25 protein-coding genes are annotated in these 24,685 nt (G+C 66.6%); 9 read left to right on the top strand and 16 right to left on the bottom strand.

Annotation, left to right across the window (positions count from 1 at the left end):
- Window positions 1-17 precede the first annotated feature (17 nt).
- Window positions 18-1,064: an A/G-specific adenine glycosylase gene (gene mutY, locus GSH16_RS05260; protein WP_160853045.1), complete on the bottom strand. Its 1,047-nt coding sequence runs from the start codon at window positions 1,062-1,064 to the stop codon at window positions 18-20.
- Window positions 1,065-1,162: 98 nt separating this feature from the next.
- Between mutY and GSH16_RS05255 the strand changes: the two genes are divergently transcribed.
- Window positions 1,163-1,702 carry a DUF721 domain-containing protein gene (locus tag GSH16_RS05255; RefSeq protein ID WP_160852594.1) on the top strand — a complete coding sequence of 180 codons (540 nt, stop codon included), beginning with the start codon at window positions 1,163-1,165 and terminating at the stop codon, window positions 1,700-1,702.
- 28 nt (window positions 1,703-1,730) lie between these two features.
- On the top strand, window positions 1,731-2,417 hold the full coding sequence (locus tag GSH16_RS05250; protein ID WP_160852592.1) for a DsbA family protein: 687 nt from the start codon (window positions 1,731-1,733) through the stop codon (window positions 2,415-2,417).
- A 9-nt stretch (window positions 2,418-2,426) separates the two neighbouring features.
- On the opposite strand, the gene lpxK is transcribed toward GSH16_RS05250, so the two are convergent.
- The 6 genes from lpxK to GSH16_RS05220 form a co-directional block, all read right to left on the bottom strand.
- A complete protein-coding gene (gene lpxK, locus GSH16_RS05245; RefSeq protein WP_160852590.1) occupies window positions 2,427-3,425 on the bottom strand; it encodes a tetraacyldisaccharide 4'-kinase in 999 nt (332 codons plus the stop codon).
- On the bottom strand, window positions 3,425-4,729 hold the full coding sequence (locus tag GSH16_RS05240; RefSeq protein WP_160852588.1) for a 3-deoxy-D-manno-octulosonic acid transferase: 1,305 nt from the start codon (window positions 4,727-4,729) through the stop codon (window positions 3,425-3,427). The genes lpxK and GSH16_RS05240 overlap by 1 nt, the downstream gene beginning before the upstream one ends.
- A 3-nt stretch (window positions 4,730-4,732) precedes the next feature.
- Window positions 4,733-4,975 carry a DUF4170 domain-containing protein gene (locus GSH16_RS05235; RefSeq protein ID WP_160852586.1) on the bottom strand — a complete coding sequence of 81 codons (243 nt, stop codon included), beginning with the start codon at window positions 4,973-4,975 and terminating at the stop codon, window positions 4,733-4,735.
- A gap of 56 nt (window positions 4,976-5,031) precedes the next feature.
- Complete coding sequence (locus GSH16_RS05230; RefSeq protein ID WP_160852584.1) at window positions 5,032-5,832, bottom strand: 3'(2'),5'-bisphosphate nucleotidase CysQ; 801 nt, start codon at window positions 5,830-5,832, stop codon at window positions 5,032-5,034.
- Window positions 5,819-7,165, bottom strand: a complete 1,347-nt coding sequence (locus tag GSH16_RS05225) for a TldD/PmbA family protein (protein ID WP_160852582.1) — start codon at window positions 7,163-7,165, stop codon at window positions 5,819-5,821. The genes GSH16_RS05230 and GSH16_RS05225 overlap by 14 nt, the downstream gene beginning before the upstream one ends.
- Window positions 7,166-7,248: 83 nt before the next feature.
- Window positions 7,249-7,611 (bottom strand): VOC family protein, encoded by a 363-nt coding sequence (locus GSH16_RS05220; protein WP_160852580.1) that lies wholly within the window; start codon window positions 7,609-7,611, stop codon window positions 7,249-7,251.
- 113 nt (window positions 7,612-7,724) lie between these two features.
- Between GSH16_RS05220 and GSH16_RS05215 the strand changes: the two genes are divergently transcribed.
- A complete protein-coding gene (locus tag GSH16_RS05215; RefSeq protein WP_160852578.1) occupies window positions 7,725-8,489 on the top strand; it encodes an SDR family oxidoreductase in 765 nt (254 codons plus the stop codon).
- Between the two features lie 4 nt (window positions 8,490-8,493).
- Window positions 8,494-9,747: a TIGR03862 family flavoprotein gene (locus GSH16_RS05210; RefSeq protein WP_328803168.1), complete on the top strand. Its 1,254-nt coding sequence runs from the start codon at window positions 8,494-8,496 to the stop codon at window positions 9,745-9,747.
- Here GSH16_RS05210 and GSH16_RS05205 read toward each other — a convergent pair.
- The 5 genes from GSH16_RS05205 to GSH16_RS05185 form a co-directional block, all read right to left on the bottom strand.
- The gene (locus GSH16_RS05205; protein ID WP_160852576.1) at window positions 9,744-10,349 is read right to left on the bottom strand and encodes a glutathione S-transferase family protein; all 606 of its coding nucleotides are present in this window, start codon (window positions 10,347-10,349) and stop codon (window positions 9,744-9,746) included. The two genes, GSH16_RS05210 and GSH16_RS05205, sit on opposite strands and share 4 nt — an antisense overlap.
- A gap of 11 nt (window positions 10,350-10,360) precedes the next feature.
- A complete protein-coding gene (gene holA, locus GSH16_RS05200) occupies window positions 10,361-11,383 on the bottom strand; it encodes a DNA polymerase III subunit delta (protein ID WP_160852574.1) in 1,023 nt (340 codons plus the stop codon).
- The gene (gene lptE, locus GSH16_RS05195; protein WP_160852572.1) at window positions 11,380-11,889 is read right to left on the bottom strand and encodes an LPS assembly lipoprotein LptE; all 510 of its coding nucleotides are present in this window, start codon (window positions 11,887-11,889) and stop codon (window positions 11,380-11,382) included. Before lptE ends, holA begins: the two co-directional genes overlap by 4 nt.
- Window positions 11,879-14,434 carry a leucine--tRNA ligase gene (gene leuS / locus GSH16_RS05190; RefSeq protein WP_160852570.1) on the bottom strand — a complete coding sequence of 852 codons (2,556 nt, stop codon included), beginning with the start codon at window positions 14,432-14,434 and terminating at the stop codon, window positions 11,879-11,881. The genes lptE and leuS overlap by 11 nt, the downstream gene beginning before the upstream one ends.
- Window positions 14,435-14,499: 65 nt before the next feature.
- Window positions 14,500-14,967, bottom strand: a complete 468-nt coding sequence (locus GSH16_RS05185; RefSeq protein ID WP_160852568.1) for a DUF3576 domain-containing protein — start codon at window positions 14,965-14,967, stop codon at window positions 14,500-14,502.
- A gap of 263 nt (window positions 14,968-15,230) precedes the next feature.
- Between GSH16_RS05185 and GSH16_RS05180 the strand changes: the two genes are divergently transcribed.
- Window positions 15,231-16,307 carry a porin gene (locus tag GSH16_RS05180; RefSeq protein ID WP_160852566.1) on the top strand — a complete coding sequence of 359 codons (1,077 nt, stop codon included), beginning with the start codon at window positions 15,231-15,233 and terminating at the stop codon, window positions 16,305-16,307.
- Between the two features lie 137 nt (window positions 16,308-16,444).
- Window positions 16,445-17,101: a YggS family pyridoxal phosphate-dependent enzyme gene (locus GSH16_RS05175; protein WP_160852564.1), complete on the top strand. Its 657-nt coding sequence runs from the start codon at window positions 16,445-16,447 to the stop codon at window positions 17,099-17,101.
- 4 nt (window positions 17,102-17,105) lie between these two features.
- Here GSH16_RS05175 and GSH16_RS05170 read toward each other — a convergent pair whose 3' ends face one another.
- Window positions 17,106-17,606 (bottom strand): L,D-transpeptidase family protein, encoded by a 501-nt coding sequence (locus GSH16_RS05170; protein WP_328803167.1) that lies wholly within the window; start codon window positions 17,604-17,606, stop codon window positions 17,106-17,108.
- Window positions 17,603-18,643, bottom strand: a complete 1,041-nt coding sequence (gene ribA / locus GSH16_RS05165; protein ID WP_160853039.1) for a GTP cyclohydrolase II — start codon at window positions 18,641-18,643, stop codon at window positions 17,603-17,605. The genes GSH16_RS05170 and ribA overlap by 4 nt, the downstream gene beginning before the upstream one ends.
- Before the next feature lie 221 nt (window positions 18,644-18,864).
- On the opposite strand from ribA, the gene GSH16_RS05160 reads away from it, so the two are divergent.
- The 3 genes from GSH16_RS05160 to GSH16_RS05150 all read left to right on the top strand — a co-directional run bounded on the left by GSH16_RS05160 (window position 18,865) and on the right by GSH16_RS05150 (window position 21,170).
- Window positions 18,865-19,551 (top strand): response regulator transcription factor, encoded by a 687-nt coding sequence (locus GSH16_RS05160; RefSeq protein ID WP_160852562.1) that lies wholly within the window; start codon window positions 18,865-18,867, stop codon window positions 19,549-19,551.
- A gap of 84 nt (window positions 19,552-19,635) precedes the next feature.
- Window positions 19,636-20,433 (top strand): exodeoxyribonuclease III, encoded by a 798-nt coding sequence (locus GSH16_RS05155; protein WP_160852560.1) that lies wholly within the window; start codon window positions 19,636-19,638, stop codon window positions 20,431-20,433.
- Complete coding sequence (locus GSH16_RS05150) at window positions 20,430-21,170, top strand: enoyl-CoA hydratase/isomerase family protein (RefSeq protein ID WP_160852558.1); 741 nt, start codon at window positions 20,430-20,432, stop codon at window positions 21,168-21,170. The genes GSH16_RS05155 and GSH16_RS05150 overlap by 4 nt, the downstream gene beginning before the upstream one ends.
- Here the strand turns inward: GSH16_RS05150 and GSH16_RS05145 are convergent.
- A complete protein-coding gene (locus GSH16_RS05145) occupies window positions 21,167-21,778 on the bottom strand; it encodes a LolA family protein (protein ID WP_160852556.1) in 612 nt (203 codons plus the stop codon). The genes GSH16_RS05150 and GSH16_RS05145 overlap by 4 nt on opposite strands.
- A 95-nt stretch (window positions 21,779-21,873) precedes the next feature.
- Window positions 21,874-24,684 (bottom strand): DNA translocase FtsK, encoded by a 2,811-nt coding sequence (locus GSH16_RS05140; protein WP_160852554.1) that lies wholly within the window; start codon window positions 24,682-24,684, stop codon window positions 21,874-21,876.
- Window position 24,685: the final 1 nt, after the last annotated feature.

Below are 24,685 nucleotides of genomic sequence, written 5' to 3'. Positions count from 1 at the left end.
TTGAGCCGCTTGCCGGCCTATCCGGCCGTGTGCGGAGCCTCCGGTTCGCGCGGCGGCTCGACCGCATCGAGCACCTTGCGCATGACCGTCGGCAGCGCGCCGCGCGCCGCGCCGGGGGCCAGCCACTGGCCGTTGAGCCCCTCGGGCGCCGCGTCGGCCACATGAATATGAAGCGTGAGCGCAAAATGCGTAAAGACGTGACGCACCGTCAGCTTGCTGTCGCGCCACCGGGCGCGGACCGGCGGGGAGTCATCGGCCAGATTGTCTGACCAGTCCCCCGTCGGGAAGCCGAGCATGCCGCCAAGGAGCCCCTTCTCCGCCCGCCGTTCCAGATAAATGCGACCCTGCGGATCGCGCAGCACATAGGCAATGCCGACCCGCTCGGGCTTGCGCGCCTTGGGGCTTTTGCGCGGCAGATCGGCCGCCAGCCCCGCCGCACGCGCCTTGCACCCGCTTTGCACCGGACAGGCTCCGCAGGCGGGTGACTTGGGGGTGCAGACGGTTGCGCCCAGGTCCATCAGCGCCTGCGCATGGTCACCGGGCCGGTCGTCGGGCGTGAATTTAGCGGCGAGGGCCTTCAGCTCCGGTTTGGCCGCAGGCAGCGGCGTTTCCACGGCGCCGAACCGCGCCATGACCCGCTCGACATTGCCATCCACGACGACCGCACGCCGTCCGAAGGCGATACTGGCGATGGCCGCGGCCGTGTAGGGGCCGATGCCCGGCAGACCGAGCAGCGCCGCCTCGCTGTCGGGAAAACGGTCATCATGGTCCTGCACCACGGCGCGGGCACATTTCAGAAGATTTCGGGCACGCGCGTAATAGCCAAGCCCGGCCCAGGCTGCCATCACATCCTCGTCCGCGGCCCCTGCAAGGTCGTCCACGGCAGGCCAGCGGGTGGTGAACCGTTCGAAATAGGGCCGGACAGCGGCGACGGTCGTCTGCTGCAGCATGATCTCCGACAGCCAGACGCGGTAGGGATCAGCCCGCTCGCCCGCGCGGGACCGGTCGGGCGGAACGCGCCACGGCAGGTCACGGGCATGGGCGTCATACCAGTCGAGCAGCATCGGCGAAAAGTCACGCAAGATTGACGCTCCGCTTCCGAAAATGGATGGCATGCCCGTCGGGGCGCGGTAGAAAGAGGGAACGGCAGGAACAGGGTCGCATGCAGCGCAGTACAACCACAGGACCGGGGAAAGGCAAGGGCACGTCACGCGGGCGGCGCGGCTTCGTGCAAACCGGTGCGCTGGTGGGCAAACGGATCCGCGGCGCGACCGAGAAACGCGGCTTTTCCGAATTGCGCCTGCTCACCCACTGGACGGAGATCGCCGGCCCCGATCTGTCCAGGATTGCCCGCCCGGTGAAAGTGTCCTATGCGCGCGACGGGTTCGGAGCGACGCTGACCCTGCTCGCCCACGGCGCCTACGGGCCGGAACTGGACATGCAATTGCCGGCGATCCGCGACAAGGTAAACGCCTGCTACGGCTACAATGCAATTGCGCGCGTGCGCGTGACACAGACGAGCAGCCACGGCTTTGCCGAGGATCAGGCCGGGTTCGACGGGGCGCCGCCGCGCAGGCCATCCGCGCCCGAGCCCGACCCGGAACGGTTGCAGGCGCTCGACAAGGACCTATCTGAACTGTCGGACCCGGGGCTGAAAGCCGCGCTGGAACGGCTGGGCCGGAACATTCTGGCCCGCAAGTGATTTTGACCCAAAGGAAGGCAAGAGACGCATGACAGACAAACCGACGCTGGGCCGCCGCCCCCTCATCCTTGGCGGTGTCGCACTCGCCGGCGCGGCTGCGGCCGGCATTTATGCGCTGCGCGGCACCGGCGCGCCGGAACAGACGATGCTGACCGCAATCACCGATGCGCAAGCCAGCGACGCGGATGCGGGCACCGTGCCCGACATGGTTCTGGGCGACCCGGATGCACCGATCGAGATTATCGAATATGCCTCCTTCACTTGTCCGCATTGCGCCAATTTCCACAAAGAGGTCTTCCCGCAGCTGAAGGCCGAATATATCGACACCGGCAAGGCGAAACTCGTCATCCGGGAGGTCTATTTCGACCGGCTCGGCCTCTGGGCCGCGGCCGTTGCCCGCTGCGGCGGCGAGGCACGCTATTTCGGCATTTCCGACCTGATCTACGAGCGCCAGCGCGAGTGGACCAAGGGCGATGATGCCAACACGATCATCCAGAACCTGTTCGCCATCGGGCGTCAGGCCGGCCTGACCGACGACGAGCTCGACGCCTGCCTGCGCAACGAGGACAACCTCAAGGCCATGGTCGCCACTTATCAGGCCAATGCCGAGCGAGACGGGATCACCGGAACGCCGAGCTTCCTGATCAACGGCGACAAACATTCCAACATGGGCTGGCCGGACTTCAAGGACGTGCTTGAAGGCTACGAAAGCTGAGCCAGCCGGTCAACTGACGGGCGGCCGGGGCAACCGGCCGTCCACCACAGCCCAGTCCGGCCCTTCGAGCCGCACCGGCAGGGTCAGGACCTGCCCGCGCATGGACGCCGGCAACCGCACCGCATCCTTTTCCGTGGTCACGAGCTGTGCGCCGAGCGCTGCCGCGTCCGCTTGCAGGCGCCGCAGGAGCGCAGGCGTCAGTTCTGCATGATCGCTCAGCGCGCGCGTGCCTGCCAGATCGACGCCGAGACCGCGCAACGTATCAAAGAACTTCTCCGGGTGGCCGATGCCGGCGAAGGCGAGAACCCGCATGTCCGCCCAGTCCATACCGGTCCGGAGCGGCGTGATCCGGCCATCGACAGAGGGCAGCGCGCCCAGCGCGGGCCAGGTCTCGACAAGTGCCGCCCGCTCCGCGTCGGTCCCGATCGCGAGCAGGATATCGGCCCGTCCGACACCGACCTCCACCGGCTCGCGCAGCGGCCCGGCAGGCAGGCAGCGGCCATTGCCGAAGCCCCGTCGCGCGTCGACGACGAGGATCGAGAGGCTTTTCTTCAGATCCGGATTCTGGAACCCGTCATCGAGCAGGATGATGTTTGCGCCTGCAGCGACAGCCGCATCGGCGCCCGCGGCGCGGTCCTTTGACACCCAGACCGGTCCGAACGCCGCGATCAGGAGCGGTTCATCACCCGTGTCGCCGGCATCATGGGCGTGCGGGTCGACCCGCACCGGACCGTCGAGCCGCCCGCCATAGCCGCGGGTGACGACATGCGGCGTCCAGCCTTGCGACGTGAGATGCATCATCAGCGCGATGACGGTCGGGGTCTTGCCGGTGCCGCCGACGCTGAGGTTGCCAACGCAGACGACCGGCACGCCGGGGTCGTGATACCGCCCGCCCGAGAGCCGCCGCCGGGTGCCCGCCGCATAGAGCCGGCCAAGCGGCGCCAGAAGCCGTGCCGCCCAGCCCGGCCGGTCGGGCGGGCGCGACCAGAAGGCGGGCGGCGCCGGCATCAGACCGGCTCCGGCAGATGGTCGAGGAGCAGTTTCAGGGCCCGGTCGGTCACCGCGGCACCGGCACTGCTCGCATCCCATGCCGCCGAGGCCATGGCCGCGGCCACCTCGGGTTGCAGCGTATCGGCCAGGGCCGCACCGAGCGTCGCGCCATCGGTCACGGTCAGGGCTGCACCGGCCTCTTCGAATCGCGCGAACGCGTCGCGGAAATTGTCCACATGCGGGCCGGTCAGAATGGCCGAGCCCAGCGCCGCCGGTTCGAACGGATTGTGGCCGCCGATATCCGCCAGCGAACCGCCGATGAAAGATACGGCCGCCAGCCGGAACCACAGGCCCATCTCGCCCAGCGTGTCGGCCAGATAGACCTCTGTGTGCATGTCCGGCAGCGCCCCTTCCGAGCGGCGCGCCATGTTCCAGCCCTGACCTGCGATCAGCTCCGCCACCTCGTCGCCGCGTTCGGGATGGCGCGGGGCGAGCACCAGAAGCAGATTGGGATATTGCCGCCGCGCAATCCTGTGCGCGGCCAGTACCGGCTCCTCCTCGCCCGCATGGGTGGAGGCTGCGAGCCAGACCCTGCGGCCCGACAGGGCGCGGGACAGGAGCCGGAACGCGTCATCGTCGCAACCAAGCGGTGCAGAGCCTTCTTTCAGCGTGCCGGTAACTTCGATCCGTTCCTCAGACACGCCCAGTTCCTTGAGATAGCTGCAGGTGGTCGCATCCTGCGCCAGCACATAGTCGAACCCGCCAAGCAGGTGCCGCGACAGGCCGGAGAGCCGCCGCCAGCGGTTGCGCGACCGGGCCGATAGACGCGCATTGACGAGCAGCATCGGGATGCCGCGCGCCCGTGTCTCATGCATCAGCGCGGGCCAGAACTCGCTTTCGGTCCAGACCGCCAGATCGGGTTTCCAGTGATCTAGGAAGGACTGCACGGCAGGCAGCGCGTCGACCGGCACGAACTGGTGCAGGCACCGATCCGGAAGGCGCGGTCCCAGAAGTGCGGCGGAACTACGGGTCCCGGTGGTGATGAGCGCGTGCAGGTCGGGCCGGCTGTCGAGGAGCCGGCGCAGCAGTTCAAGGATCGACAGGCTCTCGCCGACACTTGCGGCATGGAACCAGACCAGCGGCCCGTCCGGGCGCGGCACTTCGGTCCGGCCCAGCCGCTCGGGCAGACGCGCCGCATCTTCCTTGCCGCGCGCCTGCCGCCGTTTCAGCTGCCATCCTGCCACGCCCGTCATCCGGCGCGACAGCGCCAGATAGAGGTCAAGCAGGACGGAGCCCCGGTCCTCGGGGTCAGGACCGGGCATGTGTCAGCCCAGTTCCTCGGTCGGGCTGGCCGCCACTTCCTCGTCCCGCAGGCGGTGCAGGTGTGCGATGAAGTAGCGCATATGGGCATTGTCCACGGTCCGCTGGGCGGCCGATTTCCATGCGTCATAGGCAGCGGCATAATTGGGATAGATCCCGACGATATCGAGCGCGTCGACATCGCGGAACTGGGTTGTCTGCGGGTCGGTGAGCTCACCGCCGAACACGAGATGCAGGCGTTGCGTCATGGTGTCATCTGCTCCGTTTTGAACTGGCGCGCACATTAGCCACGCGCGGCGTCGCGTCAATGGGTCTGGGCGCTTGGGATGGGCCGTGGACCATGGGCCAGAAGCGCCGATGCGAGCGCCGCGGGCGCCACGATCACACCGGGCAGAAGCCGCGTCGGGCCGTTGAAGGACAGCGGCGCGCCGCTGCGATCCTGCACGTCGAGCCCCGCTTCTGCCGCGATGAGCGCGCCTGCGGCAATGTCCCATTCCCAAGCATCGCGGAGCGTCAGCATCGCATCGGCCGCCCCTTCGGCGGCCAGACACAGCCGGTAGGCCAGCGACGGCCGGAACATCTGTTCGACATCGGGCACACCGCCCGTCCAGTGCAGGTCTTTCATCTGCGCCTTGTTCACCAGTAGCCGCGCCCCCGCCAGACTGTCCTTGCGGGGCGGGGCGAGCGGCGCGCCGTTGAGCGTCGCCCCCTGACCCGCTGCCGCAGCATAGGTCAGCCCTTCCAACGGCAGGTGGACGACAGCGGCCGACACATGGCCGTTCCGCACGATGGCAAGACTGTGGGAAAAGCTCGTTTGCCCGTCAATGAAGGCCCGCGTCCCGTCGATCGGGTCAATGATGAAAACGGCCTCGCGCGACAGGCGCTCGGGCGTGTCGGGCGTCTCTTCGGACAGCCAGCCATAGTCCGGCCGCGCGGCGGTCAGGTCCCGCTGCAACATCCGGTCGATCTCCAGATCGGCCTGTGTGACGGGGCCGAGACCGCCGCCCTTGTCCCAGACCTCCGGGCCGGACCGGAAATGGCGTTTCGCGATCTCGCCGGCGGCCAGGGCGGCCTCGGTCAGCAGATCGAGATCACGCGCCGGCAATCGTCAGCCCCTCCACCAGAAGGCTCGGCACCACGCGGGACAGATGGGTGCGCGCGTCATTGGCGGCCTGCAACCCACGCAGCATGTCGCGCAGATTGCCCGCAATGGTGCATTCGTTGACGGGGCGGGTGATCTGCCCGTTCTCGACCCAGAAGCCCGATGCACCCCGCGAATAATCGCCCGTGGTCGGGTTGATCGACGATCCGATGAGCGAGGTGACGAGCAGGCCGGTTCCCATGTCGGCCAGCAGATCATCGCGGCTCTTGTCCGACTGCGTCAGGGCGACATTGCCGATACCGGGCGATGGCGGCGCGGAGGTGCCGCGCACGGCGTTGCCGGTGCTCTCCAGCCCCAGTTTGCGCGCCGTGGCAAGGTCCAGAGTCCAGCTTTTCAGGATCCCGTCCTCGACCACCATCCGGCGGCGCGCGGGAAGGCCTTCGGCGTCAAAAGGTTTCGAGCCGCCGATCCGGGGACGCGACGGATCTTCCACCAGATCCATGCCAACCGGCAGAACCTGCTCGCCCATCGCATCCTTCAGCCAGCTGGCACCCCGCGTGATCGCACTGCCGCTGATCGCCCCGAGCAGATGTCCGATCAGACCCGAGGAAATCCGCTCGTCATAGAGCACCGGATAGGCACCTGTGGGCGGCTTCGATGCGCCGGCGCGGGAGACAGCCCGCTCGCCTGCCAGCCGACCGATCTCCTCGGGCGACAGGAGGTCCGCACCGTAAGTGCGGCTGTCGCCATAATAGTCGCGCTCCATCTCCAGCCCTTCGCCGGTGATGGCCACGCAGGACATGCTGCGCGAACTGCGCGCATAGCCGCCGGTAAATCCGTTTGTCGCTGCCAGATGGATACGGGAGCGCCCAAAACCGGCGCCTGTCGCATCGACCTGCGACACGCCGGGCACGGCCCGTGCTGCAGCCTCGGCCCGCAGCGCATCCGCCTCCAGCTCTGCAGCGGCGGGGTCGGGCGCTGGGTCGTTCAGGTCGAGCGCCGCCACGTCCCAATCCTTGGCCAGCTGGTCCGGATCAGCCAGTCCGCAGGTCGGGTCCTCGGGCGCTTCGCGGGCCATGGCGACCGCGCGTTCGGCCATCGTCTCCAGCGTGTCAGAACGGATGTCGGAAGCCGAGACGCAGGCTTGCCGGCGGCCGATCAGCACGCGCAGGCCGAGGTCGATTCCCTCCGACCGTTCGGCATGTTCGAGCGCCCCGCTGCGGGTCTCGATCGACAGGCTGTCACCGGCCACCGCGATCGCATCGGCGGATTCGGCACCGGCCTTGCGTGCCGCGGCCAGAAGCGCCGACGTCAGTTTTTCCAGATCCTGTGCCATCCTGTCTCCTCTCCGCGCCAAACGACCGCGTGGTGCGGCGGTCCGGTGATGATCCGTCTGTCCTTACCTAGGGAAGCGAACCGTCAGCCGCCAGTGGCCGACGGCACTTTCACCTGACCATCTTCGATTTCCACAAGCCCCATCCGGTTGCCCGCCGGGTCAAGAAACAGACCGAGGATCACACTCCCCGGCACTTCGAATCGCGGCACGTCGATAGTGCCGCCAATGGCTGCGATCTTGTCGAGCGTCGCGGCCACATCCTCCACCCCGATATAGACCAGCTTCTCTGCCGGATCGCTGCGCAGGGCCGCCGGCATGGGCGACTGGACCGGCACCGAAAAGCGCCCGTCGGCGCCGATTTGCCAGTCGAACAGATGGGCATAGAAAGCACGCTGGCCGGCATCGGCGGGTCCAGCTATGTCGAGAAAGACGATCGGGGCAGGCATTGGGTCTCCGGCGCTTGATAAACATCGCGCTAGAACCTAGCAGAGAGCGACCGCGATCAGATAGACTGAAATGAAACCGGGCCAGACGGCCGACACAGGGGAGCCGCAAGACCATGACATCGCTATCGGGCAAAGCCGCCATCATCACGGGTGCCAGCCGCGGCATCGGCGCCGCGACCGCGAAAATCCTTGCCGCAGAGGGCGTGAAGGTTCTGCTTGCGGCCCGCACCGTGCGCGACATTGACGCCGTCGCCGCCGAGATCCGCGACGCGGGCGGCACGGCAGAAACACTGGCCTGCGACGTGAGCCGCTATTTCGGACTGCAGGCGCTGGTCAAACGCTGCAAGGAACAGTTCGGCAGCGTCGACATCCTGATCAACAATGCCGGTGTCATCCAGCCGATCTCGATGCTCGGCAAATCCGACCCCGAGGATTGGGGCCACGCGATCGATATCAACCTCAAGGGCGTCTATTACGGCATCCGCGCCGTTCTGCCCGACATGGTTGCGCAAGGGTCCGGCACCATCATCAACATCTCGTCGGGCGCGGCCCATGCCCCGCTGGAAGGCTGGAGCGCCTATTGCTCCTCGAAAGCCGGTGCCGCCATGCTGACGCGTTGCGCCGACCATGAAGTGGACAGTTCCAAGATCCGGGTGATTGGCCTCAGCCCCGGCACGGTCGCGACCGAAATGCAGGTCGCGATCAAGGCGAGCGGCGTCAATCCGGTCAGCCAGCTCGACCCGTCCGTGCATATTCCTGCCGACTGGCCTGCGCGCTGCATCGCCTGGCTTTGCGGGGACGCCGGAAACGAGTTCACCGGACAGGAAGTGTCCCTGCGGGACGAGGATATCCGCCGCCGCATCGGGCTGATCGACTGACACGGTGACGCTGGCGACACCTGATGCGCTTGTCATCGGCGGCGGTCCGGCCGGGCTGATGGCCGCCGAAACGCTGGCCGCAGCCGGCCGGTCGGTTCTGGTGGCCGAAGCCAAACCGACGCTTGCCCGCAAGTTCCTGATGGCCGGCAAGTCGGGCCTCAACCTGACGATGGATGAACCTGCTGCGCAGTTTCGCGCCGCCTTCCGGCCCTGCCCGCCGGCGCTTCACGATGCGCTGACCGCCTTCGGACCGGAGGAGGTGCAAACCTGGGCCCGCGGTCTCGGCAGCACCGTTTTCACCGGCACATCGGGGCGGGTCTTTCCCACCGAGATGAAGGCAAGCCCGCTCCTGCGGGCGTGGATCGCGCGGCTTCGAAACGCCGGGGTCGAGCTGCGCACCGGCTGGCGCTGGACCGGGCAGCTTGGCGCATGCCCCGTGCCTTTCGACACGCCCGAAGGCGCGCAACACGTCCACCCGCGCGTGACACTGCTGGCGCTCGGCGGCGCAAGCTGGCCGAGACTGGGCTCCGATGGCGTATGGGTTGGCCAGATGCCGGGTCCGTCAGACTGCGCGCCCTTCCGCCCCGCCAATATGGGCTTCCGACGGACGTGGAGCCGCCATATGGAGCCCCATTTCGGCGCGGCCCTGAAACAGGTCCGGCTCTCATGCGGGCCGGACAGCGTGCTCGGGGAATGCGTGATCTCGAAAGCCGGGTTTGAGGGCAGCGCGATCTATGCCCTGTCCCGCGCCTTGCGTAAGGGCGGTGCCGGAGATGAAAGCGGTTGCGAGGGCGGTCCTGTCACGCTGCACATCGACCTGATGCCCGACCGCACGGCAGACCAGTTGGCCCAGCGGCTTCACCAGATGCCGAGCAAAACGAGCCTTTCCAACAAATTGCGCAAACTCGGATTGCCGCCGGCAAAACTGGCTCTCCTGCAGGAATGCGCCCGCCCCCTGCCCGGTGATCCCGCCGCGCTCGCGGGTCTACTCAAGGCCTTGTCGGTGGCGCTCGACGGTCCCATGTCGCTCGACCGCGCCATTTCGACCGCGGGCGGCCTGCGGTTCGAGCGGCTGACCGGAGACCTCGAACTCGCAGCCCATCCGGGCTGGTTCAGCGCCGGAGAGATGCTTGATTGGGAAGCACCGACAGGCGGCTATCTTCTGACGGGGTGTTTTGCGACCGGGCGCCATGCGGCGCGCGGCGCACTGAAGCGGCTCGATGCCGCGAAGCGCGGCCCCGATGCAGGTCCGAATTAGCTCTGAAAGGCCGCCGCGCGCTCCATTGCGCGGGCCAGCGCGGGACGCGACCGGACCCGTTTGAAATAATCCGCGACGATGCCATCCGGCACCGCAAAAACGGCATTCACGGCCCAGCCGCCGCAATGGCCTAGGATCAGGTCCGGCACGGTCGGTGCATCGCCCGTCACATAGTCCTTGTCGCCCAAGCGCGCCGCGAGCGTCTTCATCGCCAGCCCGAACTCATACTGCGCCACCGGCTCCACTTCCGGCATCCGCATCTCCTCGGGGTGGACATAGCGTGCCTTCGACATGGTCCAGAGCGGACCCTCGACCTCTTCACAGGCAAATTGCGTCATCGCATCCTGCCGCGCCCGCGCGATCGAGCCGGGCGCATGGGTCAGACCGCCATGGCCGTCGGCAAGAAACTGGATGATCGCCACGCTGTCGCTCAGCGCCTCGCCGTCGGCCACCAGCACCGGGATCTTGCCGGTGCCGTTGAGCGCGCGGGCCTCTTCCGACCGCGGCCCGGCCGGGATCCAGTCATAGGGCTGTTCCAGTTCCTCCAGCGCCCAGGCAACACGTATGGTGCGGCTGCGCGGTGTTCCGACAAGTTTGTACATATCCGGGTCCTTCAGCGTCCCGACATCATCGCGATGCGGATGAGGGCGCGTTCCATCAGCGCCATGTCCGGCGCGCGTGACGATGAACGCAGGGTCAAGTCCGTGTCCGTCAGTTCGCGGATCGCCCGCTCCACGCTCGCCGGCCGCCACCGTTGGGCCTGGGCCTTCAACCGTGCCTTGCGCGGGCCGAACACCGGCGGGCGCAGGGCGCCGATGCCGGCCTCCACGCCGCCGGGGTGGAACACGATCCCGTAAATCTGGCGGAAGGCGCGTTCCAGCGCGATGCAGAGCGTCGTCGGCGGCACGCCGCGCGCCGACAGGCGGTGCAGGTGGCGGCAGGTTTCCTCCACCTTGCCTTCGGCCACGGCGGCGGCCAGATCGTCCGCGTCGCTGTCGATGGTGCGCGGCAGGCAGGCCTCGACATCCGCCAGCCCCGCCGCCGCATCCGCGTTCCACATGTAGAGCGACAGTTTCTCCAGCATCTGGACCAGGTCCGTCGGCTCCAGATCCTGCGCCAGCTCCTGCAGGCGCCGCTTGGCTGACGGATCGACCTCGATCTTGCGGCTGGCCAGCCACTGGTCGATCTCGGCCGCACTTGGCGCGTCCGTGTAGACGGCAATCGACAGGATGCCCGCCGCGGCGCCCTCGAAGAACTTGCGCAGTTTAGACCGCGCAGGCAGCAGTCCCGCGGTCACGACAAGGGTCGCATCCTCGGGCGATGCATTGCCGAGCGCTTCCTCGAAAATGGCGAGCATGCCGTCGGTTGCATCCTCGACCACCGTAACACGGGGCCCGGGGAAGAACCCCTGTGCGCGCAGCGCATCCTGCAGCGATGCCGGATCGCGGCGGACCTCGTCGGCGCCGAGCCGCACGAGCCGCATTTCCTCCTCCGCGTCCTTGCCGCCAAGCGCGGCGACAAGCTCGCGCCGCTTCAGCGCTGTGCGCGCCTTGTCTTCTCCATGCAGAAGCACGGCACGCGTCGCGGGATCGGGCGTGCGCAAGAAGCGCGCGGCATCTGCGCCGTTCAGCTTCACCGCGGCCGCTCCACCGTGGCGGCGAGCCGGACGGCAAGCTGGTCGGCCAGGCTGATCGCCAGCCGTTTCTCCGCATCGCGGCGTGCGACACGAGTTGCATAGGCGCTCGAGGTTGCCGAATAGGCGGTGAAAGTCCGCACCTGCCCCTCGGCCGCCGCCGCTCCGGTCGCCCGTTCGGTCAGCCTGTAGGTGGCCGTACCGGTCAGGTTGTAGCGGGTGATGTCGTTCGACTGGGTGATGCCGATCCCCTCACGCTCGACCGTCAGGTCGACGCGCAGGTCATATTCGGCACCCGAGGGCAGGCCGAACTGCCGGATCAGCTGTTCGCGGAACGTGAACCCCGCCAGCCCGTCGATGGGCGCGATCTCGACGCGGCCGGCAAGCCCCTCTCCGGCAGCGCGGTCCTGATAGACAGGCGAGAAACCGCAGGCGGTGAGCAGAAACAGCAGGAGGGCCGCGACGGGCGCGGCCCCGAAGCGCGGCTGATGCCCGCGCCTAGACGACAAGATTGACGATCCGTCCCGGCACCACGATGACCTTCTTGGGCACCGCGCCGTCGAGCACCCGCTGCACCGCCGGATCGGCAAGCGCCTGAGCCTCGACCGCCGCCTTGTCGGCATCGCGGGCGACCGAGATTTCGGCCCGCCGCTTGCCGTTCACCTGAATAGGCAGGGTCAGCTGGTCCTCAACCAGAAGCGCGGGATCGGCTTTCGGCCAGGGCGCGGCGCTCACGAGCCCTTCGCCGCCGAGCAGCGTCCAGACCTCTTCGGCCAGGTGCGGGGTCATCGGCATCATCAGCTGTGCCATGGTCCGGAGCGCCACGCGGCGGGCGCCGGCCGGCGCTTTGGATTTCGCGAGAAGGTTCGTGAACTCGTAGAGTTTCGCCACGGCCTTGTTGAAGGCAAAGCTCTCGATCCCTTCGGTCACATCATGAATGGCCCGCGCAGTCGCGCGCTCCAGATCGGCGTCGGTCGCATCCGCGCCGCCCGCCTCCGCCACCTCGGAGGCCAGTCGCCAGACCCGCTGCAGGTGCCGCCATGCGGCCTCGGCCCCGGATGCGGTCCACTCCACGTCCCGCTCGGGCGGGCTGTCGGACATGACGAACCAGCGCGCCGTGTCGGCCCCGTACTGGTCGATGATGTCCTCGGGGTCGACGACATTCTTCTTCGACTTCGACATCTTGATGGTCGGACCGACCGTCACGGCGCCACCGCCGTCGCGCAGGGTCGCGCCGCTCTCGCTGCGCAGCACCTCGTCGGGCGTGTGCCAGACCACCCGCTCGCCGCCGTCGGGATGCGGCGTCGAATAGGTTTCATGCGTGACCATGCCTTGCGTGAAGAGCGCATTGAACGGCTCGATCGCGCTGTCCGGCAAGTGCCCGGTCTTCGCCATCGCACGGGCGAAGAACCGCGAATAGAGCAGATGCAGAATCGCATGCTCCACACCACCGATATACTGGTCGACATTCATCCAGTAGGCCGCGGCCTCGGCATCGGTCGGCGTGTTCGCCCGCGGCGCGGTGAAGCGGGCGAAATACCAGGAACTGTCGACGAACGTGTCCATTGTGTCGGTCTCGCGCCGTGCCGCACCCCCGCAGGCCGGGCAGGCCACGTCGCGCCACGTCGGATGCCGGTCGAGCGGATTGCCCGGCTGGGAGAAATTCACATCCTGCGGCAGTTCGACGGGCAGGTTTTCCTTCTTCTCCGGCACGATGCCGCAATCCGGGCAGTGGACGATGGGAATCGGACAGCCCCAGTAGCGCTGGCGGCTGACGCCCCAGTCCCGCAGCCGGTATTTGGTCACGCCCTCGCCCACGCCCTCGGCCTCGATCCGGCGGATCACCTCGGCTTTAGCCTCCTCGATGCTCATTCCGTCGAGGAACTTGGAATTGATCAGGTGGCCGGGGTCGGTATAGGCCTCGGCGCCGATCTCGAACGTGGCGGCCAGCGCGTCGGCGGGCGCCACGACCGGCGTGACGTCGAGCCCGTATTTCCGAGCGAAATCAAGGTCTCGCTGGTCATGCGCGGGGCAGCCGAAGATCGCGCCCGTGCCGTAATCCATCAGGATGAAATTCGCCACATAGACCGGCAGCGTCCAATCCGCATCGAACGGATGGGTCACGGTCAGACCGGTGTCGAATCCCTTCTTCTCGGCTTTCTCCAGATCTTCCTCGGACGTGCCCGTGCGCCGGCATTCCGAATTGAATGCGGCCAGATCGGCATTGTCCTGCTCCAGCCGCCGCGCCAGCGGATGGTCGGGGGAGATGGCGGCGAAACTTGCGCCGAAAAGCGTGTCGGGCCGGGTTGTATAGACTTCCAGTTCGTCGATCCCGTCCGGCGCGCCGTGCAGCGCGAAGCGGAATTGCAGGCCCTGGCTGCGCCCGATCCAGTTGCGCTGCATCAGGCGGACCTTTTCCGGCCAGTCGGTCAGGCCGTCAATCGCGTCCAGCAGCTCCTGCGACATGTCAGAGATGCGGAAGAACCATTGGGTCAGTTCCTTGCGCTCGACCAGTGCACCGGAGCGCCAGCCGCGGCCGTTCTCCACCTGCTCGTTGGCGAGCACGGTCATGTCGACCGGATCCCAGTTCACGACCGCATTCTTGCGATAGACCAGTCCGGCCTCCAGCATGTCGAGGAACAGGGCCTGCTGCTGGCCATAATATTCCGGGTCGCAGGTTGCGAATTCGCGGGTCCAGTCGAGGCTGAAGCCCAAGGGCTTCATCTGAGTCTTCATGTCCTCGATATTCTGGTAGGTCCAGGTGCCGGGGTGGACGTTCTTTTCCATCGCGGCATTTTCGGCGGGCATGCCGAACGCGTCCCACCCCATCGGATGCAACACGTTGAAACCACGGGACGATTTGTAGCGCGCCACAACGTCGCCCATCGTATAGTTGCGCACGTGGCCCATGTGGATGCGCCCCGACGGATAGGGGAACATCTCCAGCACATAGTATTTCTCCCGCGCCGCATCGGGCGCGGCGGTGAAAATCCCGGCCTCTTCCCACGCGGCCTGCCATTTCGGCTCGACCGTGCGCGCATTATAGCGAGACATAATCCATTCCTTGTATTCTCGGTCTCCGGCGCCGGTCGGACGTGCCGCCGCGCCGTGATGTTGTTTCAGCCCTCGGCCGCGATCTTGAGCTGCCGTGCCCGGGTCAGGATCGCATCCTCGATCTGGCGCACCGCCTGCGGCGGCACCGGCACCGAACTCGACCCCGACTGGCGATAGGCCGCCACGCGCAGCGAGCGGGCATCGAGCGCCCCGTCCTGAATGAGCACGGTCGCGCGATAAAGGCCGGATGTGCCCGCCACGCGGCCCCAGCCGGTCACGATCACGCCGGAGAAGGGATCGGCCCCTTCGAGCGGCAGGAATTTCAGCACATCGAGCGTTGCGATCCACAGATAGCGGTTCACCTGAATGGTCGAGTCGCGGTCGGGCGAGTTGAACAGGTCGAGCAGCGTGTCCGAATCCTGTGCCTGCGCCCATTCGGGCGCATTCTGGAACTGGGCCTCACTCGAGGTGCTGCCGCAACCGGCCAGCAGGCCGGCCAGGATCAGGGCGAAAATCCGAAACAAGTTCGACAAAACAAGGCCTCCCGCAGACTGGCGATCGAAATTCTAGTATCGGCTCGCCCCCTTTGGGACAAGCCAAAAGCGCGAAACCGCCCCGCAGCGGGCCGATCCGGGCGCCTGATCCCACTGTGGCATGTCTGCATCACGGATATGCGCTTTTATTTAAGGGGGGCGGGTCGCGGTTGCCTTTGAATCGGTCAGGAGTAAAACACACTCACACTCAATTCGGTTTTCCCCGGGTTGAGGTGCACCTTAAACACTCACGAGGGAAAACGATGAAAAAAGCTCTCTTCGCAACGTCCGCGCTGCTCGCAGCCTCCGTTGCTGGCTCCGCGTTCGCGCAGGGCATCTCCTTCTCCGGTTCTGCTGAACTGGGTATCACCAACAACTCCCGCGACTACGTACTGCCGCTCGGCCTTGGTGTCCGTCCGTCGGACGACCGCACCGTGTCCGGCACCAAAGGCACGAAGTTCGTCAAAGACTTCGACTTCGACGTTGCCTACTCCGGCACCTCCGACAACGGCCTGTCCTTCGGCGCCAACGCCGACCTGGACAACAACACCGTTGCTTCCTCGGTCTCCGCTTTCGTTTCCGGCGGCTTCGGCACGATCACCCTGGGTGACACCGACGGCGCTTACGACAAAGGCATGATCGAAATCGCTGGTGGCGGTATCGACGACGAAGCTTCCTGGGAAAACGGCCATGCCGGTCTTGACGGCCTGGGCGACGCTGAGCGCGTTCTGCGTTACGACTTCTCGGCTGCCGGCTTCACCGCCTCGCTGTCCGCTGAAATCGCTGGCCAGATCAACAAAGACGCTGGCGCATACGGCGACGAAATCTTCGGTGTCGGCCTCGGCTACGCTTCCTCCACCGGCACTGTCGACTGGGGTGTAGGCGCTGGTTACCAGCAGGGTAAACTGAAGTGCTCCGCGACCGCGGCTGCTTCCTCGCTCTGCGGCACCACCCTGTCCGGCGCTGCTGGCGGTGCTCTGGATGAGACCCTGAAAGTCTACGGTATCTCCGGTTTCGTTGGCTTCTCGGGCTTCACCGTGAACGCAGCTTACGAAAAGCGTGACGCTGACTTCTCCGACGCTGGCTTCCTGGATCAGTCCGGTGAATCCTATGGCATCTCCGGCACCTACACGACCGGCGCTGCCACCATCGGTGCTCAGTACTCCCACTACAAGACCGACAGCAACGTGTTCGCTGACGGCACCGGCTACGGCCTGTGGGTTGACTACGACCTCGGCGGCGGCCTCGTGGCTTCCGTTGCTGCCGGTCAGGCTCAGTCCTCCGACAGCTCCGTCGACGACGTCACCCGTATCGGTGCCGGTCTGTCGATGTCCTTCTAATCCTTACGGATCAGAAGACCATTCAGGGAAGAGCGGGCCTAGTGCCCGCTCTTTTCTTTTGCGCGGCCCCTTTTCGGCCCTTCGGCTTCACGGCATAAGTGGGCGACCGAAACCGATGCCAAGGCCCGACCGCGCCCATGTCCCTTTCCGATATCCAGTCCCGCATCGACGCCGCCGCCCGTGCCGCCGGGCGCGCGCCTGAAGACGTCCACTTGATTGCCGTCTCGAAAGTGCAGCCGAATGCGCGCGTCGAAGCCGTGTTGCGCGACGGACATCGCCTGTTCGGCGAGAACAGGGTGCAAGAAGCGGCGTCGAAATGGCCCGACTTCCGCGCGGCCTTCCCCGATACGCAGGTGCATCTGATCGGCCCGTTGCAGACCAACAAGGTCAAACAGGCGCTTGACCTGTTTGACGCGATCCATTCGCTCGACCGTCCGAAACTCGCCGCGCGGCTTGCACGAGAGGTTCAGGCCCGCGGCACCTGTCCCGACCTGTTCGTGCAGGTCAACACGGGTCGCGAGGCGCAGAAGGCCGGCGTGTTGCCCGAAGAACTCGACGCATTTCTGGAGAGTTGCCGCCGAGACTATGACCTGCCGGTATCGGGCCTGATGGTCATCCCGCCGGTCGAGGAGCATCCGAGCCTGCATTTCGCACTGTTGCGGACCATGGCGGAGCGCAACGGCCTGCGCGGCCTGTCCATGGGGATGAGCGGCGATTTCGAGGCGGCAATTGCGCTTGGTGCGACCCATGTGCGGGTCGGCTCGGCGCTTTTCGGGGCGCGCAGCGCAGGCTGACGCGCTAGCCTCGAACGACGACGCGGGACCCTTCGGTCCAGCGCTCCAGAATCCAGACCAGATCGACCCGCGCGAACGCGATGCAGCCCGCCGTCGGCACACGCGGCCCGCGCCAGACATGCAGGAAGATCGCGCTGCCCTTGCCCGGCCGCACGGGCGCGCGGTTGAAATCGAGCACACCGACAATGTCGTAGAGCGGGTCGGGCCGGTGCATTCGCTCGGCAGACGCGCCGAACGGCGCCTGCACTTGGGTATTGTAGTCCGGATGGTCCGGCGCGTCGCACCAGAGGGCGCGCGGCCCGATTACCCTTGCCCCGGGAAGCTGCAGCCTGTCGCCGCGCACATAGACATCGGTCAGCCGGTGCGTGCCGACAGGCGTGACATTGTCGCCCTCGCCCCGCTTATGCCCGATCCCGCCGCGCCCGATGGCACAGGCAAAGCGCCGCCCGCGATAAAGCGCGCCCCAGCGGGTGACGGTCAGGTCCGCGAATCGGGTCTGCGTCACAGAAGGTGGCCGCTCTTGCGCGCCTTGGTGTCGAGATAGGCACGGTTGTGCCGCGTCTCACCCACCCGCAACGGCACGCGTTCGGCCACCGCGACCCCGCAGGTTTCCATCATCCGCACCTTGGCGGGATTGTTGGTCATCAGCCGAACGGACGAGAATCCCATGCTGCGCAGGATCTCCGCGCCGATCTTGAAATCGCGCTCGTCATCCTCGAAGCCGAGCCGGTGGTTGGCTTCCACCGTGTCGAACCCCTCATCCTGCAACTGGTAGGCACGCATCTTGTTGGCCAGACCGATGCCGCGTCCCTCCTGGTTGAGGTAGAGGAGCACGCCCGCGCCCTCGGTCCCGATCTGGGCCAATGCGGCGCGCAATTGCGGCCCGCAATCGCATTTCAGAGAACCGGCCAGATCGCCGGTGAAACAGGCCGAATGGAGCCGCGACAGCACGGGCTCGGACCGGTTCGGCTGGCCGATCTCGATCGCATAATGTTCCTCGCCCCCGTCGCGGGGCCGGAACACATGCACGCGCGAGGCTTCGCTCACATCAAGCGGCACGCGGGCGGCGGACACGGCCAGAAGCGGGCTGGAGCGGTGCAGGATCGGCCCGATCACGTCGAGCGATTCGCACGACAGGCCCGCGTCACGTGCCAGAGTGCGGGCGGCATCGGCGGGCAGGGTGGCAATCAGGATTGCGGGCAGCAGATGCGCCTGCTTGCACAGCAGAAGAAGCGCCGCGTCGAGCGCCGGCGAGCCACCGCGCAGGCTCGCATAGGGGCCTTTCATCGGATAGCGCAGATCGTCGGCAGGGTTGGCGGTGGCCTTCAGCCAGTCGAGCCCGGCATCGGCGGGCAATGCGATCCGCGCCAGATCACCGTCATAGACACGGGCGTGCAACGTCTCGGCCCGCCGCGCGGTGACCGCCGCGTGCAGCGGCCAGCCGCCGTCGCGCAGATCGCCCAGCCGCACGGCGTCGAGCGTTTCCACCGCAAGAGCGAGTGCTGCGCTCTCTCCGTCGGTCAGCACCACAGGCGCGCCCATGCGCAGGTCCGCGCGCAACCGCGCGAGCCGTTCTTCCGTGCTCAATGCCAGCAAAGCGGGGCCCCGATCTGTTTCAAACCCAGCCGCTCTTATAGGCCCCTGTCAGGGAAAAGTGAAACATTTGGCGCATTCTCCACACAGCTGTGTGAGTTCACGACACCGGTCACTTGTTCACAACGTAGTGCGCTCTCAGCTAAGGATTGTGAAACAGGAGACCCGCAATGAACGCACTGAAGAAGATTTTGCTTGTCGATGATGACGGAGACCTTCGGGAAGCGCTTGCCGACCAACTCGTGCTGACCGAGGAATTCGACGTTTTCGAGGGGGAAAACGGTGCAGACGGGCTGGAGAAAGCCAAACAGGGCCATTACGACCTCGTCATCCTCGATGTCGGCCTGCCGGACATGGACGGGCGCGAACTGTGCCGCCTGATGCGCAAGCAGGGCGTGAAATGCCCGATCCTCATGCTCACCGGTCACAATACGGATGCGGACACGATCCTCGGGCTCGATGCGGGCGCGAACGACTATGTGTCAAAACCGTTCAAATTTCCGGTTCTGCTCGCACGGATCCGCGCCCAGCTGCGCCAGCATGAACAGAGCGAGGACGCGGTCTTCACGATCGGGCCCTACACGTTCAAGCCCGCCGCGAAGATGCTGCTCGACGAGACCGAGCGCAAGATCCGCCTGACGGAGAAGGAAACCAACATCCTGAAGTTCCTTTACCGCGCGACGGACGGTGTCGTGGCGCGTGATGTGCTCCTGCACGAGGTCTGGGGCTACAATGCCGGTGTGACCACCCACACGCTGGAGACCCATATCTACCGGTTGCGCCAGAAGATCGAGCCCGATCCGTCGAATGCGCGGATTCTGGTGACCGAATCGGGCGGCTACCGGCTCGTCGCCTGACCGTCTGCGCGGCGGGTGTTTCGCGGGTTGCGGCCCGCGCCCGCCGCGGTCTAGGGTCTGGCAGCCAACCTGCCGGAGCACCCGATGACCCTGACCGTCTGCACCTGGAACATCAATTCCGTCCGCCTGCGCGAGCCGATCGTGCTCGACCTGCTGGCCCGCGAGACGCCCGATGTCCTGTGCCTGCAGGAGATCAAGTCGCCGGTCGAGAAAATCCCGACAGAGGCCTTCACCGAGCTGGGCTACGGTCACATGGTCGCCCGCGGCCAGAAAGCCTATAACGGCGTTGCCATCCTGTCGCGCCTGCCGCTGGAAGACGTGACCGACCATGCCTTTTGCCGCGAGGATCACGCCCGCCATGTCGCGGCAAAGCTGCCGGGCGGCACCGAGATCCACAATTTCTACGTGCCCGCCGGCGGCGACGTGCCCGACCCGGTGGAGAACCCTAAATTCGCCCACAAGCTCGACTTTCTCGACCGCATGGCCGACTGGGGCCGCACCGCGAAACCGCAGCGGTCGATCCTTGTCGGCGACCTCAACATCGCCCCGCGCGAGGATGATGTCTGGTCGCACAAGCAGCTTCTGAAGATCGTGTCGCACACGCCGATCGAAGTGGAACGGCTGACGGCCACGCAGAATGCCGGAAACTGGGTTGATGTCACGCGGCAGGACATTCCCGAGGGGCTGCTCTACAGCTGGTGGTCCTACCGGGCGCGGGACTGGGACGCGGCCGACAAAGGCCGCCGGCTCGACCATATCTGGGCCACGCCAGATCTGGCAGCGCGCTCCACCGGACAAAGCCGCGTCGCGCGTGATGTGCGCGGTTGGGAAAAGCCGTCCGACCACGCGCCGGTTTTTGCCAGCTTCGACATCGACCCGTGATCGTTGCGGCGGCCGCGGACGGGATCGGCCGTATCCGGCTCGACGCGCCGGAGCGTCACAATGCATTGACCCAGGGCGCGATGCGGGACCTGTCGGCGCTCCTCGATCGGTGGGCGGATGACGGGGTCAAGGCGCTCAGCCTCACCGGAACAGGCCGCAGCTTCTGCGCCGGTGCGTCGCTCGATGAACTCGACAGTGCCGACTGGGCCGACAATCCGCTGACGGCCCTGTGCGACCGGCTACAGGATTTCCCGGCTCCGACGCTGGCGCTCCTGAACGGCGGGGTCTACGGCGGCGGGGTCGAACTGGCGGCTGCGTGCGACATGCGCATCGGCGTGGACGGGATGCGCGCCTTCGTGCCGGCGGCCGAGCTTGGCATCCACTACAGCCCCGAGGGGATGGCGCGCGTGCGCCGGATCATCGGACCGCAGGCCACGCGGCGGCTCTTTCTTCTGGCAGAGCGGTTTGATGACGCAGCGCTGGCAGCAACGGGTTTTGTCGACCGGCTGGTGTCGCAGGCGGATCTGGACAGGGCGGGCGAGGACTGGCTCGCCCATGCGGTCACGCTCGCGCCGCTGGCGGTGCGCGGCATGAAAGAGAGCCTCAACGCGCTCGACCGGGGCGTGGATGATCCGGACGCGCCGGCGCGCATCCGCGCGGCTTTCTCATCTGAAGATCACGCCGAAGCCCGCGCGGCGCGGCGCGAGAAACGCCCGCCGCGCTTCACCGGGCGCTAGCCTTTCTGGTAGTTCCGCGCCGCCAGATCGATGTTGAAGAGCCCCATGTCGATCTGGCCACCGATCCGCACCTCGGTCAGCGAGATCTGCGTCTCCTTGCCCGCCTTGTCGCGGATGATCCAGCCGTCGAGCAGCAGCGGGTCGTTGCGGAACAGCATGGTGATGGAACCGATCTCTCGGCTCGACGGATCGACAAGCGTGATGCGCGTGCGCTGGTCGTTGCTGCCGAAACTGCGCACGAGCGCCGAACTGTTGAGGTTCACATTGTTCCGCAGGAGCACCGACAGCGGCGAGCTGCGCAGCGGATAGCGCTGGGCGCCGGTGTTGGATTTGGCATCGATCACCCCGATCGACACGCCATCCGCGACGACGAGCGCCTTCGGCTGCCCGTCATATTCGAACCGGATGCGGCCCGGCTTGGCGAGCAGGAACCGCCCAGACGAGCGGGAGCCGTCGGGATTGGTCTGCCGGAACCGCCCCTCGGCCCGCTGCAGGCTGTTGAGGTAGTTGGACAGCTGGGTCCGGTTGACGGGCGCTGCTGCGGCCGGCCATGCCAGGCCGAGAAGCGGGGAAAGGGCGCCGAGCGCCAGAAGATCGCGTCTGTTCATGCCCTAGATGTAGCGAACCCGCGCACCTGTTCCAGCCCCCATCCGCGCAAGCCCCTGACGGGCGGCGATTTTCCGCCCGTCCGAAGGATGCCGGATCAGCGTTCCGGCAGCAGGATCTCGCGCTTGCCGACATGGTCCGCCGCGCTGACCACGCCTTCCTCCTCCATCTGCTCGACGAGCCGCGCGGCCTTGTTGTAGCCGATCGCCAGTTTGCGCTGGATGTAGGAGGTGGAGCATTTGCGGTCCCGCGCGACGATGGCCACCGCCTGATCGTAGAGCGCATCCTCGCCATTGGTGTTGCCGCCAAGACCGAGCACCTGATCGATCTGGCTCTCGGCCTGCTCGTCGGGCCCCTCGACCACGCCGGACACATATTCCGGCACGCCCTGGCCCTTGAGGAAGGTCACGACCTCCTCGACCTCCTCGTCGGAGACGAAGGGCCCGTGCACACGCGTGATCCGCCCGCCGCCGGCCATGTAGAGCATGTCGCCCATGCCGAGCAGCTGTTCCGCGCCCATCTCTCCCAGAATCGTCCGGCTGTCGACTTTCGAGGTGACAGAGAAGGAAATCCGGGTCGGGAAGTTGGCCTTGATCGTGCCGGTGATGACATCGACCGAGGGCCGCTGCGTCGCCATGACGATATGGATGCCCGAGGCCCGCGCCATCTGTGCAAGCCGCTGGATGCAGGCCTCGATCTCCTTGCCCGCGACCATCATCAGATCGGCCATCTCGTCGACGATTACGACGATGAAGGGCATTTTCTCCGGCGTGAATTCCTCGGTCTCGAAGATCGGCTCGCCGGTCGCATCGTCAAATCCGGTCTGCACCGTGCGGGTGAACCCCTCGCCCTTGCGCAGCGCATCCTCGACCCGGGCATTGTAGCCGTCGATGTTGCGCACGCCCATCTTGGACATTTTCCGGTAGCGCTCCTCCATCTCCGCCACGGTCCATTTGAGCGCAACGACCGCCTTTTTCGGGTCGGTCACCACCGGCGACAGGAGGTGGGGGATCCCGTCATAGACGCTGAGTTCCAGCATCTTCGGGTCGATCATGATCAGCCGGCATTCCTCGGGCGAGAGCGAATAGAGCAGCGACAGGATCATCGTGTTGATCGCCACCGACTTGCCCGATCCGGTGGTCCCGGCGATCAGCAGGTGCGGCATCCGGGCAAGGTTGGCCACGACCGGCTCGCCGCCGATATCCTTGCCGAGCGCCAGAGGCAGCTTGTGGTTGCTCTCGCCATAGGCGCGGGCCGACAGGATCTCGCGCAGGAGCACCTTCTCGCGCGATTCGTTGGGCAGTTCGATACCGATGACAGAGCGGCCCGGCACGGTCGACACACGCGCCGCCAGCGCCGACATGGAGCGCGCGATATCGTCGGCCAGTCCGATCACGCGGCTGGCTTTCAGGCCCGGCGCCGGTTCGAGTTCGTACATGGTCACGACCGGGCCCGGTTTCACGGACACGATCTCGCCCTTCACACCATAATCGTCGAGCACGCTTTCCAGCATCCGCGCATTTTCCGCGAGCGCATCGTTGCTCATGGTCTGGCGCACGATCTCGGTCGGACTTTCGAGCAGCGTGAGCGGCGGGATCTGGTACTGGTCGCCAGTATCCTCGAGCGCCAGTTGCGGCTGTTCATCGGCCTTGGCGCGGCGGCTCTTGGCCACGCGGCGCGGCTCGTTGCCCTGCACCAGCGCCGGCGCGGGCTCCGGCGGGGGGGCCGCGGCAGCCGGCGCGCCATAAGGATCGCCTCCTGCGGCACCGTGGCCATGGGCATCCGCCATGGCCGGCACGGCTGCGTCATAACCTGCGTCATAACCTGCGCCACCACCATAGCCGCCAGTGTCCGCCGTCAGCGGCGGATCCATGTCGCGCGACACGCCGCCGAGCGCGGGCAGGCCCTGTTGGCCGTCATCATAAGGCGCACCATGGTCGGACGGGTCGATCAGGTGATCCTCCGTCCCGTCCGCATAGGTGCCGTTCGCCATGTTCTCTTCCTTGCGCGCCCGCACAGCCGCGCTGATCCGCGCCATCAAGCGGTCCTCGTTGGCGGACGCCACGCGGGGATCATGGGTCGGGCGCTGCGGGGCAGGCTCCTCGACGCCCGCGCGCAACTGGTCGAACCGGCTGTTGACCGCCGCTTCCTTGGCGGCGCGGCGTTCGGCCGACTTGGCTTTCTGGACCTGTCGCGCCTCGCCCGCTTTCACGGCGGCGCGGCGGGCGCCGACGCCCATCAGGGACAGCAGAGTCAGGATCCAGGACCAGGCAATACCAAGCCCGCGCCGGAACCCGCGCCAGAGCGCTGCGCATTCCGCCTTGTCGAGCCCGAGCGCGTAGCCGGAAATGACGATGAAGGCGACCGCCAGCGCGAGCGTCGCGACCAGAAGCGACAGGCCTGTGTCGAGCGGCAGGAGCGACAGGATCATGCCAAGGACCGAATCGCCGAACATGCCGCCCAGACCGTAGCTGAAAGGCCAGTCGGCCGGCGGCACATGCGCGGCGGCAAAAACCGACGCCACCGCGAATGCGATGGGGGCCAGAATGGTGCGGGACAGGACCCGTTCCTCGCCGCGATGGCGGATAAGCCGCCCGCCCCAGACAAAGGACATGACCGGAAGCCCGTAGGCCGCCCAGCCGATGACACGGTGCAGCGGGTCGGCCAGCGACGCCCCGAGCAGGCCCAGCGCATTGTTCGGCGCATCGCCCGTCGCGTTGAAGAAGCTCGGATCGGTGGGGTCGTAGGTCCACATCATCGCGGCCAGCGCGCCTGCGAGAACGACAAAGGCAAGGCCCAGAGCCTCCCTGCCGCGTTTGCGGAGCGCCTCGCTCGTCTGCGATTCCACAAGCGCCTTGCGGCTCTTGCTCGCCCGTTTGGCCTTTTTCGGCGCCGTCAGAGATACCATG

Origin of the sequence: Oceanomicrobium pacificus, from assembly GCF_009833495.1 — a bacterium.
GTDB classification, from domain to species: Bacteria; Pseudomonadota; Alphaproteobacteria; order Rhodobacterales; family Rhodobacteraceae; genus Oceanomicrobium; species Oceanomicrobium pacificus.
Note: the sequence above shows the minus strand (reverse complement) of the source record. Positions and strands in the feature narration are given on the sequence as shown.

Excerpts from the sequence above, each read along its gene's own strand:
- mutY (WP_160853045.1), bottom strand. The coding sequence starts at position 1,064 with ATGCTGCTCGACTGGTATGACGCCCATGCCCGTGACCTGCCGTGGCGC.
- GSH16_RS05255 (WP_160852594.1), top strand. The coding sequence starts at position 1,163 with ATGCAGCGCAGTACAACCACAGGACCGGGGAAAGGCAAGGGCACGTCA.
- GSH16_RS05250 (WP_160852592.1), top strand. The coding sequence starts at position 1,731 with ATGACAGACAAACCGACGCTGGGCCGCCGCCCCCTCATCCTTGGCGGT.
- lpxK (WP_160852590.1), bottom strand. The coding sequence starts at position 3,425 with ATGCCGGCGCCGCCCGCCTTCTGGTCGCGCCCGCCCGACCGGCCGGGC.
- GSH16_RS05240 (WP_160852588.1), bottom strand. The coding sequence starts at position 4,729 with ATGCCCGGTCCTGACCCCGAGGACCGGGGCTCCGTCCTGCTTGACCTC.
- GSH16_RS05235 (WP_160852586.1), bottom strand. The coding sequence starts at position 4,975 with ATGACGCAACGCCTGCATCTCGTGTTCGGCGGTGAGCTCACCGACCCG.
- GSH16_RS05225 (WP_160852582.1), bottom strand. The coding sequence starts at position 7,165 with ATGGCACAGGATCTGGAAAAACTGACGTCGGCGCTTCTGGCCGCGGCA.
- GSH16_RS05220 (WP_160852580.1), bottom strand. The coding sequence starts at position 7,611 with ATGCCTGCCCCGATCGTCTTTCTCGACATAGCTGGACCCGCCGATGCC.
- GSH16_RS05215 (WP_160852578.1), top strand. The coding sequence starts at position 7,725 with ATGACATCGCTATCGGGCAAAGCCGCCATCATCACGGGTGCCAGCCGC.
- GSH16_RS05205 (WP_160852576.1), bottom strand. The coding sequence starts at position 10,349 with ATGTACAAACTTGTCGGAACACCGCGCAGCCGCACCATACGTGTTGCC.
- leuS (WP_160852570.1), bottom strand. The coding sequence starts at position 14,434 with ATGTCTCGCTATAATGCGCGCACGGTCGAGCCGAAATGGCAGGCCGCG.
- GSH16_RS05180 (WP_160852566.1), top strand. The coding sequence starts at position 15,231 with ATGAAAAAAGCTCTCTTCGCAACGTCCGCGCTGCTCGCAGCCTCCGTT.
- GSH16_RS05175 (WP_160852564.1), top strand. The coding sequence starts at position 16,445 with ATGTCCCTTTCCGATATCCAGTCCCGCATCGACGCCGCCGCCCGTGCC.
- ribA (WP_160853039.1), bottom strand. The coding sequence starts at position 18,643 with ATGGGCGCGCCTGTGGTGCTGACCGACGGAGAGAGCGCAGCACTCGCT.
- GSH16_RS05160 (WP_160852562.1), top strand. The coding sequence starts at position 18,865 with ATGAACGCACTGAAGAAGATTTTGCTTGTCGATGATGACGGAGACCTT.
- GSH16_RS05155 (WP_160852560.1), top strand. The coding sequence starts at position 19,636 with ATGACCCTGACCGTCTGCACCTGGAACATCAATTCCGTCCGCCTGCGC.
- GSH16_RS05145 (WP_160852556.1), bottom strand. The coding sequence starts at position 21,778 with ATGAACAGACGCGATCTTCTGGCGCTCGGCGCCCTTTCCCCGCTTCTC.
- GSH16_RS05140 (WP_160852554.1), bottom strand. The coding sequence starts at position 24,684 with ATGGTATCTCTGACGGCGCCGAAAAAGGCCAAACGGGCGAGCAAGAGC.